This is a genomic window from Oceanotoga teriensis, assembly GCF_003148465.1.
GTDB classification, from domain to species: domain Bacteria; phylum Thermotogota; class Thermotogae; order Petrotogales; family Petrotogaceae; genus Oceanotoga; species Oceanotoga teriensis.
In genome coordinates this window covers 103,227-117,338 of the sequence record NZ_QGGI01000003.1, presented here as the reverse complement: position 1 = coordinate 117,338, position 14,112 = coordinate 103,227, and the positions used below count along the sequence as shown (strand labels likewise).

Genomic DNA, 14,112 nt, shown 5'->3' with positions numbered 1-14,112 from the left:
TTTATTAATTTTTGTGTCTACTTGACATGGGTCAGTTCATTTTTTATTGGCTTTTTTTATATCTTCTTTCATTCTATTTATTTCAACACATTTACTTAAAGATATTTCTATGGATGGTATTAAAGATCTTTCATCAATAGGCTTAACTAAGTAACCTATAACACCTGATTTTTTGGCTTTTGCTATAAAATCTTCATCACTATAGGCTGTTAATAATATAACCCCACCTGCTAATCCTTCTGAAGTTATTATTTTTGAAGCATTTAAGCCATCCAACAAAGGCATTTTTATGTCCATTAAAACGAGATCAGGTTTAAATTTTCTACATAGTTCTACAGCATCAAACCCATCAGAAGCATCCGCTACAACATTGTATCCGGCTATTTCAAGGATTTCTCGTAAATCCTGCCTTGTAATAGGCTCATCATCAGCTATTACTATTTTTTCTTTCATAATTCACCTCATTATGACAAACTATTTATATAATTCTCCAACTCTTCAAATCCTTTCTTCGAAAAGTTATCTATCTTAAAAATTTTTTCTACTCCAGATAATTTTAAATTTTCTTCAGCTTTCTTTATGTTTTCATTTGAAGATTTTTCTATTTTTGTTATAAGTCCAATAGTTTCTTTATTAAACATACTTGCAAATCCTGGTGGTAAAAAACTTTCATCAGAAGTAGGATCATTAAGGAAACAAATGATATCACACTCATTTGAAGTCACTATTAAGGCTTTGTAATAGACTCTATTTTCTATATATTCTCCCGGAGTATCTATTAATTCATCCATAAAGTCTATGGCTTGTGTTTTTTTATATATTAATTCTTGATTTTTATAAGCTTGACAAAAAGTTGTTTTACCACTTCCAGTCTTACCAATAAGCATTATTTTTTTCATATTCAAGTCCTCGTTATATTTGTACCAGAAAATTTCAATGTATTTATAAGCATCTTAACAACATCTTTTAATGCAGCTTCTACACTTCCAACATCTCCAGTTATAACTAATGATCCGCTAAATCTATCAACAAAACCTATTTTAACTCCCGCAGCTTTTGTAGCAACATCTGCTGCGATTATTGCCGCCTCACTTGGAGTTATAGTGAGTATACCTATAGCTTCTTTAGTTTGTACATTTAATCCTAATTTTTTATATAAGTCTGTATCTGGATTTGCTATTAAATGAGCTAATGTTACTTGTTTTCCAGGAACATATTCTTGTATAGTTCTTTGTTTTTCTTCCATTTTATTTATCACCATTCTTAAATTTATTTTATAAAAAAATAATAGCTTCTAAAGAATATGAAATAATGTATTCTTTTAGAAGCTTCTTTGCTTATTTTTAATAAACACACTCCATTGTGCATTTTTTCTCTTTTTATTTTACATTATTATCATGTAATTTGTCAACTTAAAATTAAGTTTACAGATTATTAAATTTTTAAAAAAATTATTCTTTATTTTTAATATTATTATCCATTATATACTTTTTTAAATAAAGTTTTTATTTCTTCTACCTTTGGCTTTCTTGGATTAGTTTCAGTACATCTGTCTTCAATTGCTTTTTGTGATAAAAAGTCTAAAGCTTGATCAAAATCATTTTCTTTTATACCAACTTCTTTTATTGAATTTGGTATATTCAATTCTTTTTTTAATTTATTTATCTCAAAAATTAAATTTTTTACGCCTATTTTAGTATTTGAACAAGATAATCCAAGTATTTTTGCTATATTGGCATATCTTTTTGCAGTTGTTGATGTTTTTTTATCCAAATAATTTCCTAATTCAGCATTATATTCTATAACATAAGGTAATAATATAGCATTTGCTCTACCATGTGGAATATGAAATTTCCCTCCAAGAATATGTGCCATTCCATGATTCAATCCCAATGAAACATTGTTAAAAGCAATACCTGCAATACATGAAGCATTATGCATTTTTATTCTTGCTTGAGTATCATTTCCATTTTTATATGCTCTTTTTAAATATTCAAATACTATTTTTATTGCTTTTTCCGAAAGAGCATCTGTAAAATCATTAGCTTCAGTAGAAACATAAGCTTCTATAGCATGTGTTAAAACATCCATTCCAGTATCAGCTGTTATAAAATCGGGTACAGATTTAACTAATTCCGGATCTAAAATAGCCATATTAGGCAATAATTCATCTGATATGAGTGGATATTTTATATTTTTTTCTTTATCAGTTATAACTGAAAAACTTGTAACTTCAGAACCAGTTCCAGAAGTAGTAGGTATTGCTATAAAATAAAGTGTTTTATTTTTTATATTACTCTTTTTTTCATTTATTCTATTAAAAAAACAACTTATTGCTTTTGCAGCATCTATAGCAGAGCCTCCACCGAGTGCAATTATTCCTTCAGATTCAAATTCATTAAGCTCATTTACACCTTTCATTATAACTTCTAATGGTGGGTCAGGAACTATTTGTGAAAATATTTTATATTCAATATCTTTTTTTAAACTTTCAGTTATTTTATCAATCATTCCAGACTTTACCATAAAAGGATCTGTAACTATAAATATTTTTTTTAAATTGATTTCATTTAATTTATTTAAACTATTTTCTCCAGAATAAATTTCTGTTCTTAAACCGAAATAATTCATCATGTCCCTCCTCATAAATAAAAAAAAGCTATGCGAATTATTATTCGCATAGCTTCATCGCTTTTAACACTTCATTGTGCATTATAGATTTTATAATTTTATTTTAATTTTGTCAAGTTAAGATTTTTTGGTTTAATCAATTATTTTAACACAAAATCAGCCTTCATAGCTCCATTTCCCAAATAATTCACATTTAATAAAAAACCAAAATTTTCTGAAGCTCCAAATTTTTCAAAGAATTTAGAAAAATCTACAAAAGCTAATACTAAGTTTGCTGTACCTATTTTTTTTGATAATTCTTCATATGTTTTGTTTTCTGAAAGTTTAATAGAATTTTGAAGTTTTTTATTTAAATTTTCTTCATTATCTTCTGAAATAAAAATATTATCGGATTTTTTCCACATATTATATTTTAAAGCTTTCATTTCAGTATTTGATATATTTTCATCTATTTTTATTTCAAATTCCATATGGTTTTCATCCAAATAATTATATTTTAATTTATTTTCCTTCATTATAGGTTCTATATTTTTTAATTGTGTGCTCGTATCAATTTTTACATAACTGGTATTTGAAATTTTTATGTTCTCTTCTATATTTATATCTATATTAGAATTAACTTCAAATCCATTTGAAGACTTCAATATATTTTCAACAATAGATGGTTCGGCTACTATACTTATAATTTCTTTTATCGAATTTATATCTTTAGGTAAAAAACCAGATGCGAGAAAAGCAGTACCAAGAAAATTATAATCCGAAACATCTTTTAAATATTTTTGATTTACAGAATCTTCATTTAAATTTCCTGTAGAAGTTCCAATTAAATAGTTATCTTTTATATAAGCAAAACCTGTATTTTTCAAATCTGAAGAATTTATATTAAAATAGATTCCATTTTCATATTGTTCATAAAATTTAATATCTCCCTTCTTGCTGTCTTCATAAATTGATTTATCTTGAACCATAATCAAATATTTTTTGCCTGAAATTTCTTTATATATTGGATTAAAACTTATACCGGATTCTGATAAAGGCTCTATTATTTTGGATACAGAATCATAAAATTTATTAGGATTTTTAAGTTCACCAAAAATAATCCCAAAAATATAAGTATTTTCTTCTGGTTCCTGTATAAAAATAGCCATATCAGTCTTTAACGATTCAAAAAAATCCTTTGGTTCTATACCCATAGATGCTAAAAAACTTTCAACAAAATTTGATACATACATTTCTGCATTTATTGGATCAGATAAAAAACTCCCCACAGTAGGAACTGTTTTCAAACTTTCATAAGTATTAGATAGATTCTTTATATAAAAAGTAGCTTTGGAATCATTAGGTATAAAATCAGTCACACTAGAAAAAGATATCACAAAAAAACTAATAATCAAAAGAAACATACTAAATTTTTTCATATTTCTACCTCCCATTTTTTTATTATATTCTATCATATTTTATATAAAACATTCAGAACATAATACCTTATAGACCTTAAAAAACTTTAAAAATATATAAAAAAACTAATTATTTTCTGGCAATTATAATATATTATGTGTTATAATAAAATGAGATATTTTAATATTTTAAAGCTTTTGGAGGTGGAACAATTGTTAGAAAGAGTTCTTAATTTTATAAACTTTGGACCGGCTGGTAGTACAGGTGCTGCTCCTGCAACAGGAGGTGCCGCAACAACTGGTGCTGCTGTTCCTTCGGGTTCACCATTTGGTAGTCTATGGATTATTTTAATTTTCTTTGTTTTAATGTATGTTTTATTGATATTACCTCAAAGAAGACAAGAAAAGAAACATAAAAAAATGATTTCTGAGTTAAAAAAAGGAGACAAAATTTTAACTTCCTCTGGAATAATAGGAAAAATACTTTCTATTCAAAATGATAGAATAAGAATAACCACAGGCGACAGAACAGATATCGATATAACAAAAAATGCAATTTCTGCCGTTTTATCCAAAGATTCTTCTCCTGAAAAATCTGCACCAAAAGAAGAAGAAAAGAAAGACGAAGATAAAAAATAATTTTTTTATTATAAGGGGGTACCTTCGGTGAGATCAAACAAAGTCCGTTTAATTTTTACAATAGCGGTCATAGTTGTTGCATTGCTTGGTATGCTTATACCAGGTAAAAACGCAGCTGAATATTCAGGATTTGGAAAACTATTTTCAAACTTAAAGCTTGGACTTGATATTCAGGGCGGAAGTCTTTTTGAATACAATCTTGACCTAAAGGGTGATGTAAAAGCACAAGATGTTATTGATAATGTAATTCTAGTATTGAGAAACAGACTTGATGCAGCAGGTTATACAGAAGCAACAGTTGCAAGGATTGATAGTGGTGGAAACTTAAGAGTCAGAGTAGAAATTCCTGGTATAAGAGATACTCAAGAAGCAGAAAAATTATTGGGAAGTAAAGGAAAATTGTACTTTGCTGAAGTTTTAGAAACTTCAACTACTGATGTAAAACCTGAATTAAGGAGAAACAGAGAAATTGAAATAAATGGTTCAACAATCGAATTGTACTCATGGATTCAATCAAAAAGAAATGATACAACATGGTATAAAGTAAAAAATGTTTTTGAATTTGGAAGAGAACCATTCGAAATAACTGGTTCAGATGTAATAGATGCAAAACCAGGTCTTAATACAAGAGGTTCTGGTGCCGTTGTTCATTTGAACTTTAGTTCTGCAGGTTCAACAAAATTTGAACTTGCCACTGGTAACTTAATAAATAAACAACTCGCAATAATTCTTGATGATAAAGTTATAATAGCTCCTGTAGTCAACACCAAAATAACTCAAGGAGGAGCTGAAATAGAAGGAATTCAAGAAATACAAGAAGCTAAAAATATTGCAGCTCTTATAAAATCTGGAAACCTTCCTGTAGATCTTGTAAAATTCCAAGAAAGAACTTTGGGACCTACTTTAGGAAGAGATATAGTTGATACAATTATAAAAGCCGGAATAATTGGATTGGCAATCGTTATGATTTATATGATCATATTCTATGGTTGGATGGGAGTAATAGCTGATATTGCATTGATTTATAACACAATTCTTCTTACAGGTATATTGAGTTGGACAAATGCAATTTTAACTCTACCAGGTATTGCCGGTATAATTCTGACTTTTGGTACAACTGTAGATGGAAATGTAATAATATATGAAAGAATTAAAGAAGAACTCAGAATGGGGAGACCTCCTTTAACTTCTGTTAAATTTGGATTTCAAAAAGCCTTTTCAACTTTATTTGATGCCAACTTAACAACTGTAATTGCTGGAATAATTTTATATTATTTTTCAACAGGAGCAGTTAGAGGTTTTGCAATAACTCTCATAATTGGTGTTCTTGGTTCTATGTTTACAAATCTTGTTGTTTCAAGAACTATACTCGAAGGAACTTCACATTTTATAAAACCTGAAAAATTCACAAAAAAAGGTGAAAGAGAAGGTTGGGATTTTGTAGGAAAAAGAAAAGGATTTATCTTATTTTCTACAGTTTTAATTGCAGTAGCTTTAATATTGTCATTCACTAAAAATTTTGAATATGGTATAGATTTTGCAGGTGGTACAGAAATAACAGTCTCTATGGATGATTCAATATCTATAGAAGATATAAGAAATGATATGATAAACATAGACCCTGATTATGCAACTGCAAAAATAGTAAAACTAGATCCAATAAAAGGACAAGAAGATAAGTTTTTCTTCTCTGTTACTATAAAAGATTCATTTGAAGATACAGTTCAAAAAGATGCTTTTATAGACTCTTTATCAAAAGAATTGAATCAAGAAATTGAAATTCTTCAATTCAACGATGTTTCAGGATTTGCATCAAAAGAAATTAAATCATTTGCTTGGTATGCTATAATAATTTCTCTTGTAATGTTACTCGCATATATAACTTTAAGATTTAAATTTGCATTTGGTATTGGTGCTTTATTAGCCCTAGCTCATGATGTTATCATAGTTTTAGGTTTTTATTCTTTATTTGGTGTAGAGATAAATGTATCAGCAATAGCTGCATTTTTAACTTTGGCTGGTTATTCATTGAATGATACAATAGTTGTATACGACAGAATAAGAGAAAACTTTAAAAATCTAAGAGGTAGACCTGTAGAAGTAATAGTTAATAAGAGTATAAATGATGTTATAATAAGATCTTTACATACTTCAATAACAACATTTATAGTTGTATTTTTGATGCTCATGCTTGGTGGAAGAGCAATGGCCCCTTTTGCTTTTGGTTTAACAATAGGTATAGTCATAGGTACATACTCTTCTCTATACATAGCAAGTCCAATAGTTATAAATATGCTTAAAAAAAGTAAAAAGTTATAAATTTAAAAATTAAAATTTAATCAACAAAGATGCATGGTTTCTCATTTAAAAAGAAACCATGCATTTTAATTTTATTTAAATATGTTTTTTTAATTTTTGTTTTACCAATTAATAATGGAAAATATTATTAAATATGATAAAATTAATTGGTGGTGATATAATGAAAGGAACATTCAATAAAGACTTAAAAAAATTAATAGATAATTCAGATTTTTCTTTTGAAAGTTTATCAAAAGAATTAAAAATGCCTGCTTATATGCTTCAAGATTTTATAAATAATAAATTAGATGGATATAGCAAGGTTCAAATAGATGATATATGCAGTAGATTAAATATAATACTGGATGAAAATATCCTTTTTTTTCCAGAAGAATCTGAAAAACTAAAAAAAGAAAAAAAAGATATTAAATTTCTTTCTAAAAATAAAAAGAATTTTTTTATTCTAATTCTCATTACTTTTTCTTTAATAACTTGCATATATATATACAAAATATATGGTGAAATGATGTTTTATCAAAATATAATATCTAAAAATAATATAAGTATAAACATACAAAATTTATCTTCAAATACAATAGTAGTAGAAGACATAGAACTTAAACCTAATGAATATAAAAATATTATTCTTGAAAAAAATAAAAAAATAAAAATATTAAATAACACTGGAACTGTAAAAATAAAATCTCCTTTTGATGAATACAATATTAAATTAGATGATTTTGAGGTGGTGTTAACAGATGGGAAAAATTAAAAAAGCTGATCTTGTAAATTATACAGTGCATGTTTTCACTGCAGGAAATTCAGATTTTTGGTTATACGAATATGGAATAATTAAAGAACTTGAAGACATTTTTGGCGAAATAGATTATATATCTAAACCTATAGATTTTCAAAGATTCACAACATACTATAATAAGGAAATGGGTGAAAATATAAAAATAGAAGGAAGAATGATAAGTTTTAAAAATCTTGGTTCACCTTCATTTCTTGCAGATGCAAAAATATTATCTAATAAAATTGAATCAAAACATTCAATAGATGGCAGAAGAAAGGTAAATATTGATATTGGTTATGTTCATCACACTCAGTTTGTACTTGCAAGTACAAAACATTGGGGAAATAGATTATATATTGGAAAAGGTATTTATGCTGAAATAACTTTAATGTACAATTACGGAGAATGGAAAGATTTAGAATTTTCTTATGCTAACTTTAAAGATCCTGTTTATAAAGCTGAGTTAAGTCTTATAAGAGATTTATATATGAAAAAAAGAAAAAAACTATGAGTGGGTGAAATTTATGATATCTGGAGCTGGAAAATTAAGTTTGATCTATTTTGGTATAATTTTAATTTTATTCAAATTAGCACCTACGATAATGCTTGCAATGATACTTGGAGTATATTTTGCAACCATAATTGAAGAACCAGAAAAAATTTTATCTAAAAAAATAAACCCTGTTTTAGCTAAAATAATATCCTATACATTGGTAATATCTGCCGTAGTATATGCTATATCTAATTTTTTTCCAGTGATAATAAATCAAGGAAAAATAATATTTGAAAATCTTTCTGGCGTAGATTTTTCTTCACAAGAAACTACATTAGAAATTCCAGATGAGTTTTTTCAATTTTTAAATGAATTTAAATCTACAATAACATCTTTCAGTTTGAATATATTAAATAATATAGTAACTTCTATACCTTCATTAGTAGCTGGATCTGTAATAATAATAATCACTACCGTTATTATGGGAACTTTGAAAAGAAGAGTAAATAATAATCTTTGGAAATTATATCCAGTAGATACTTTAAATGGTATAAATTTTATGAAAAAAACTATAACTGATTTTGAGACTTTCATAAAAGGACAAGCTTTAGATGCTTTAATTATTGGATTATTAGTTGGTTTAGGAGCTTATATATTTAAAATTCCTGGAGCTTTTTTTATTGGAGTTTTAGCTTGGATTACAAATTTTATACCTTATCTTGGTGTTGTCATAGCTGCAATTCCTATGTTAATGTTGGGTTTTGCAACACATGGTGTGAAAGGAATTATCATTGTAATAGCTATTCTTGTAGTTGTAAACCAAGCTGAAATATGGTTTATAGCGCCTAAAATTCAAAGTAGTTCTTTAAAAATACATTGGTATATAATATTAGTTGCAATATTGTTATTCGGACAACTGTTTCAACTTGCCGGTATTTTTATAGCAATTCCAACCATAATATATATAAGAAATTTTTGGAGATTTTTCATGATAAAAAAATGAGACTGTAATTTTTATTTACAGTCTCATTTTTATTTAAAAGAATAGTTTTGCCATTTCATATATATTTTCTTTAACAGCTTTATTATGAGTTACTTTTTCACTTAAAGGTTCTTCTAAAATTTCAAATCCCTTTAAGCCTAAAGCTATGTTAGACTTTCCTTTTTTTATACATTCTATAGCTGAAAATCCGAATTTAAAAGCTAAGAATCTATCAAATGATACAGGAGATCCACCTCTCTGTAAATAACCAAGATTTACAGTTCTTACATCTATTTGATCACCCATCTTTTCTTTTATATATTCAGCAACTATTTCAGCTTTTGATATTATATTTGGTGATATATTACTTGCAACTTTTAAAATTTCGTCTGTAAGTTTACTTCTTTCTTCAACAACTATTATAGAAAATTTTTTACCGACTTCATATCTTCTTTTAATATTTAAAAGAATATCCTCAGGTTCTGGAGTTATTTCTGGAGTAACTATATAGTCAGCACCTCCAGCCATTCCACCTATAGTTGCCAACCAACCAGATTCATCTCCACCAACTTCAACAACAATTACTCTATGACCAGCACTTGCAGTAGAGTGAAGTGAATCCAAAGAATCTGTAACAGTTTGAAGTGCCGTTAAAAAACCTATACTTAAATCACTCCAAACAAGGTCATTATCTATAGTTGCTGGAATTATTAAACAAGGTATACCTTCATCTTTCAATTTTAAAGATATTCTTGATCCTGTATGACCTGTTAATAATATGAGAGATGTTATTTGATATCTTTCTACATTTTCTTTTAGTTTTTTTAAATCTTCTGGATTATTTGTAGGATCAAACTTAGAAGAACCTAAAATTATACCACCTTCTGGAAGTCTACCTGAAACATGTTCTTTGGTCATAATAAACATTTTATCATTAACAAGACCATTAAAACCATCATAAACTCCAATAACTTCTATATTTTCATGTGCACCTTTTACTATTAACGCTCTTATTACCGCATTAAGACCGGGACAATCGCCTCCAACATTTAGGACAGCTACTCTTTTCATATTAAATCCCTCCTATAACTTTTTTAAAAAGCATCTCATATTATCATTTTATCACGAAAAATCAATATTAGCAAAAATAAAATATATAGCATTAAATAGAATGAGAAGTAAATATAATTATTTACTTCTCATTTAAATGGCTTTACTCAAAAAACTTAATAAGAATTGGGATTATTACTATAGAAACGATTGACATTAATTTTATAAGTATATTTATAGCTGGTCCGGCTGTATCTTTAAATGGATCACCCACTGTATCTCCTATGACAGAAGCTTTATGAGACATCGAGCCTTTTCCACCAAATTCTCCAGTTTCAATATATTTCTTTGCATTATCCCAAGCACCACCTGCATTTGACATAAATATTGCGAGCATAACTCCAGCTACTGTTGTACCAGCTAATGTTCCAGCAACAGCTACTTTTCCTAAAAGAAAATAAATTATTACAGGAGAAAGCACCGCAAGTAATGAAGGCAATGTCATCTTTTTTAATGCCCCTTTAGTTGCAATTTCAACACATTTTGCATAATCAGGTTCAGCTTTTCCATCCATTAAACCTGGAATTTCTTTGAATTGTCTTCTAACCTCTATAACCATTATATTAGCAGAGTCTCCAACTGCCTTCATAGCAAGAGATGAAAATAAAAATGGAAGCATTGCCCCTATTAAAGCACCAACAAAAACATTCGAATCATTTAAATCTACTATTGATACATTAGCCACTTGGATATATGTGGAAAATAAAGCTAAAGCGGTTAATGTTGCAGAACCTATTGCAAAACCTTTTCCTATAGCAGCTGTTGTATTACCAACTGAATCAAGCTTATCTGTTCTTTTTCTAACTTCTGGATCCAATCCTGCCATTTCTGCTATACCACCAGCATTATCTGCAATAGGTCCATAAGCATCTATTGCAAGAGTTATTCCAAGAGTAGCAAGCATACCAACAGCTGCAAGAGCTATTCCAAAAAGGCCTAATATATTAAAAGATACAATTGTAGCAATAGATATTAATATCACAGGAATAGCTGTAGATTCCATACCTAATGCCATCCCATTTATGAGCAAAGGTGCAGAACCTGATGTCGCTGTTTTTGCAAGTTTTATAACAGGTTTTTTAGCTGTATAATATTCAGTTATACCACCTATTAAGATTCCTACCACCATACCTAATGTTATTACAATGGCCGCTTTATAAGATCCTAAAATAACTTTGGATAAAATAAATACAGCTATGAGTTCCATTATATTAGCAATATAAGTTCCTCCATGAAGCATTTTAGAAGGATCTATAGAATCATTTTCTTTAACTTTAAGATTAACAAAAAGAATACCGATTATTGCTGAAATAATTCCAAAAGATGCTATTAAAAATGGAAAAACAGCACCTTTAGCTGAGAAAGTTAAAGCTCCCAAAGCAGAAGCTGAATAAATTGAACCTACATAAGATTCATATAGATCAGCACCCATTCCAGCAACGTCTCCAACATTATCGCCAACATTATCTGCAATTGTAGCTGGATTTCTTGGATCATCTTCTGGTATATTAGCCTCTGTTTTACCAACCAAATCTGCACCAACATCTGCTGCTTTTGTAAAAATACCTCCGCCAACTCTGGCAAAAAGTGCAACAAAAGATGCTCCCATAGCATATCCACTCATAACTACAGTATTTCCATTGGTTAAAAAGAAAACAACGCCTAAACCAAAAAGTCCCAATGATGCTACAGTCATTCCCATAACAGCTCCACCATTAAATGCAACTTTTAATGCTTTAGATAAAGATTTTGTTGCAGATTGAGCTGTTCTTGTATTAGCTTTTGTAGCAATATTCATACCAAAAAAACCCGATAATACCGATAATGTTGCACCAAAAATAAATGCTACAGCCATCTCCCAAGAATTTGAAAAACCTAAAAATAAAGAAAATGCTATAACAATTATGTATAATATTTTATATTCAGAAATTAAAAAGGCTTTTGCACCTATTTGTATAGCTTCAGATATTTTTTTCATTTTTTCATTTCCAGGATCTCTTTCCAAAACTCTAAAAGTTAAAAATACTGTAAAAATTATTCCTAAGGCTCCGGCAATTATTCCGGCCAGTTGAAAAATAGCACCCATAAGAATACCTCCTATTTTTTATTTTTTAATATTATTCTTTATATTAAATTAATGTTTTTTTTACAAATATATATTGTATATATTTTTTGAAAAAGAGAAAAAAAGAACAAATATATATTCTAACTCATAGCTTTTATAGGGACTTCTAATTTTATCATAAATAAAAATAAATTCAAGTCAAATTTTGTAAAAAAATATGACATTTTTTTGATATTACTCTTAAATTCTGACTTTAAGATGTATACATTTTAAAAATAAACAAAAATTAAATTTTAATTACTTTTTGTGATGAATCAACTCTCATATTTACTTAAAGCATATATTATTTTACCATAATAAAGCAAAATAATTATAATCGTAAATTTTTATTTGAAAATAGTTTATATAAAATTAAAATCAAATACATTAAAAAAACTTTAATATTTATATATTATATATTTGATAAAATTAATTTGGAGGTTGATAAGATGTTTTCTTTGATAAATGATTTTTTATTGAGCTATAAATTATCTGAAAATCTTTCTGGATTTTTAAGTAATATTATAGTATTTGGTATTATGCTAATATTTTCATATATTGCTTATTTAATAACTAATAAATATATTATGAAAATATTAGAAAAAATAATTCAAAAATCCAAGTTCAAATGGGATGATATTTTATTTAGGAAAAAAGTATTTCATTCTTTAGGACATATTGCCCCTGCAATTGTTATTCTTTCATTTTCATCTACTTTTTCGGTATTCAATGAAGGTTTTAAAAGGTTTGCAATTTCTTATATAGTTTTAAGTATAATATTTACAATAAATGGAATACTGAGAACTATATCTGATATATATGAATCAGATTCTAAAAAGTATCGTCCTATAAAAGGATTTATTCAATTAATTCAAATAGTATTATTTTCTCTAGGTGGAATACTTGTTCTTGGAATACTTATAAATAAAAATTTTACTTATTTATTAAGTGGTATAGGTGCTTTGACAGCGGTCTTACTTGTTATTTTTAAAGATACACTTCTTTCACTATCTGCCCATGTTCAATTAACAGCTAATAAAATGATTAGAAAAGGTGATTGGATCTCTATGAACGAATATGGTGCTGATGGTAATGTAATTGAAATGACATTAAATACTATTAAAGTTCAAAATTGGGATAAAACTCTTGTTTATATTCCTACTTGGGCATTGATTAACAGTTCTTTTAAAAATTGGAAAGGTATGGAACAATCCGGTGGAAGAAGAATTAAACGTTGTATTTATATAGATTTTGAGAGTATAAAATTATTTGATAAAGATAAGATAGATAATTTGAAGTCTAAAAATTATTTGAGTGATTTCTTAAATAATTTTCTTAAAAGTATGGAAATAAAACATATTAGTAATTTGACACTATTTAGAAAATACTTAGTTTATTATATTGAAAATAACAATAAATTCAACACTAAAATGACATATATTGTAAGACATCTTGATTACACTGAACATGGGTTACCTTTAGAAATCTATGTTTTTTCTAAAGAAAAATCTTGGGTAGAATATGAAGGTGTGCAATCTGAACTTTTTGAATATATATACTCTGTAATTGAAGCTTTTGAATTGAAAATATATCAATTACCTTCTTATGATAATTTTAAAAATATTAGTTTGTCAAACTAACTTTAATTTGATATAATTTCAT

At 27.4% G+C, this 14,112-nt stretch carries 12 protein-coding genes and 1 pseudogene; 6 read left to right on the top strand and 7 right to left on the bottom strand.

The window, feature by feature from the left end; translation table 11 throughout:
• Nucleotides 1-39 precede the first annotated feature (39 nt).
• The 5 genes and pseudogenes from C7380_RS03250 to C7380_RS03230 all read right to left on the bottom strand — a co-directional run.
• A pseudogene (locus C7380_RS03250) lies at nucleotides 40-453 on the bottom strand (response regulator); the annotation flags it as partial.
• An 11-nt stretch (nucleotides 454-464) separates the two neighbouring features.
• Nucleotides 465-899, bottom strand: coding sequence for a EutP/PduV family microcompartment system protein (locus tag C7380_RS03245; RefSeq protein WP_109604054.1), 435 nt, complete (start codon nucleotides 897-899; stop codon nucleotides 465-467).
• Between the two features lie 2 nt (nucleotides 900-901).
• Nucleotides 902-1,246 carry an ethanolamine utilization microcompartment protein EutS gene (eutS, locus tag C7380_RS03240; protein WP_109604053.1) on the bottom strand — a complete coding sequence of 115 codons (345 nt, stop codon included), beginning with the start codon at nucleotides 1,244-1,246 and terminating at the stop codon, nucleotides 902-904.
• 227 nt (nucleotides 1,247-1,473) lie between these two features.
• Nucleotides 1,474-2,631 carry a 1-propanol dehydrogenase PduQ gene (locus C7380_RS03235; protein WP_109604052.1) on the bottom strand — a complete coding sequence of 386 codons (1,158 nt, stop codon included), beginning with the start codon at nucleotides 2,629-2,631 and terminating at the stop codon, nucleotides 1,474-1,476.
• Between the two features lie 140 nt (nucleotides 2,632-2,771).
• Complete coding sequence (locus tag C7380_RS03230; protein ID WP_109604051.1) at nucleotides 2,772-4,049, bottom strand: hypothetical protein; 1,278 nt, start codon at nucleotides 4,047-4,049, stop codon at nucleotides 2,772-2,774.
• Between the two features lie 192 nt (nucleotides 4,050-4,241).
• Here C7380_RS03230 and yajC point away from each other — a divergent pair, with 192 nt between their 5' ends.
• From yajC to C7380_RS03205, 5 genes are all read left to right on the top strand, one after another.
• Nucleotides 4,242-4,667: a preprotein translocase subunit YajC gene (gene yajC / locus C7380_RS03225; protein ID WP_109604050.1), complete on the top strand. Its 426-nt coding sequence runs from the start codon at nucleotides 4,242-4,244 to the stop codon at nucleotides 4,665-4,667.
• A 27-nt stretch (nucleotides 4,668-4,694) separates the two neighbouring features.
• Entirely contained in the window at nucleotides 4,695-6,986 is a 2,292-nt protein-coding gene (gene secD / locus C7380_RS13715; protein WP_109604049.1) for a protein translocase subunit SecD, read from the top strand.
• Nucleotides 6,987-7,146: 160 nt separating this feature from the next.
• The gene (locus C7380_RS03215) at nucleotides 7,147-7,737 is read left to right on the top strand and encodes a hypothetical protein (protein WP_109604048.1); all 591 of its coding nucleotides are present in this window, start codon (nucleotides 7,147-7,149) and stop codon (nucleotides 7,735-7,737) included.
• Nucleotides 7,724-8,272, top strand: a complete 549-nt coding sequence (locus C7380_RS03210) for a DUF4416 family protein (protein WP_109604047.1) — start codon at nucleotides 7,724-7,726, stop codon at nucleotides 8,270-8,272. Before C7380_RS03215 ends, C7380_RS03210 begins: the two co-directional genes overlap by 14 nt.
• Nucleotides 8,273-8,285: 13 nt before the next feature.
• Nucleotides 8,286-9,257, top strand: coding sequence for an AI-2E family transporter (locus C7380_RS03205; RefSeq protein WP_109604046.1), 972 nt, complete (start codon nucleotides 8,286-8,288; stop codon nucleotides 9,255-9,257).
• A 33-nt stretch (nucleotides 9,258-9,290) separates the two neighbouring features.
• On the opposite strand, the gene C7380_RS03200 is transcribed toward C7380_RS03205, so the two are convergent.
• Both C7380_RS03200 and C7380_RS03195 read right to left on the bottom strand, forming a co-directional pair.
• A complete protein-coding gene (locus C7380_RS03200; protein ID WP_109604045.1) occupies nucleotides 9,291-10,307 on the bottom strand; it encodes a 6-phosphofructokinase in 1,017 nt (338 codons plus the stop codon).
• 142 nt (nucleotides 10,308-10,449) lie between these two features.
• Entirely contained in the window at nucleotides 10,450-12,432 is a 1,983-nt protein-coding gene (locus C7380_RS03195; RefSeq protein ID WP_109604044.1) for a sodium-translocating pyrophosphatase, read from the bottom strand.
• A 467-nt stretch (nucleotides 12,433-12,899) separates the two neighbouring features.
• Here C7380_RS03195 and C7380_RS03190 point away from each other — a divergent pair, with 467 nt between their 5' ends.
• On the top strand, nucleotides 12,900-14,090 hold the full coding sequence (locus tag C7380_RS03190; RefSeq protein WP_109604043.1) for a mechanosensitive ion channel family protein: 1,191 nt from the start codon (nucleotides 12,900-12,902) through the stop codon (nucleotides 14,088-14,090).
• Nucleotides 14,091-14,112: the final 22 nt, after the last annotated feature.

What these genes read in the sequence shown, in the direction of transcription:
- C7380_RS03235 (WP_109604052.1), bottom strand. Translation starts at nt 2,631, where the DNA reads ATGAATTATTTCGGTTTAAGAACAGAAATTTATTCTGGAGAAAATAGT.
- C7380_RS03200 (WP_109604045.1), bottom strand. Translation starts at nt 10,307, where the DNA reads ATGAAAAGAGTAGCTGTCCTAAATGTTGGAGGCGATTGTCCCGGTCTT.
- C7380_RS03215 (WP_109604048.1), top strand. Translation starts at nt 7,147, where the DNA reads ATGAAAGGAACATTCAATAAAGACTTAAAAAAATTAATAGATAATTCA.
- eutS (WP_109604053.1), bottom strand. Translation starts at nt 1,246, where the DNA reads ATGGAAGAAAAACAAAGAACTATACAAGAATATGTTCCTGGAAAACAA.
- C7380_RS03230 (WP_109604051.1), bottom strand. Translation starts at nt 4,049, where the DNA reads ATGAAAAAATTTAGTATGTTTCTTTTGATTATTAGTTTTTTTGTGATA.
- C7380_RS03210 (WP_109604047.1), top strand. Translation starts at nt 7,724, where the DNA reads ATGGGAAAAATTAAAAAAGCTGATCTTGTAAATTATACAGTGCATGTT.
- C7380_RS03195 (WP_109604044.1), bottom strand. Translation starts at nt 12,432, where the DNA reads ATGGGTGCTATTTTTCAACTGGCCGGAATAATTGCCGGAGCCTTAGGA.
- C7380_RS03205 (WP_109604046.1), top strand. Translation starts at nt 8,286, where the DNA reads ATGATATCTGGAGCTGGAAAATTAAGTTTGATCTATTTTGGTATAATT.
- C7380_RS03245 (WP_109604054.1), bottom strand. Translation starts at nt 899, where the DNA reads ATGAAAAAAATAATGCTTATTGGTAAGACTGGAAGTGGTAAAACAACT.
- C7380_RS03190 (WP_109604043.1), top strand. Translation starts at nt 12,900, where the DNA reads ATGTTTTCTTTGATAAATGATTTTTTATTGAGCTATAAATTATCTGAA.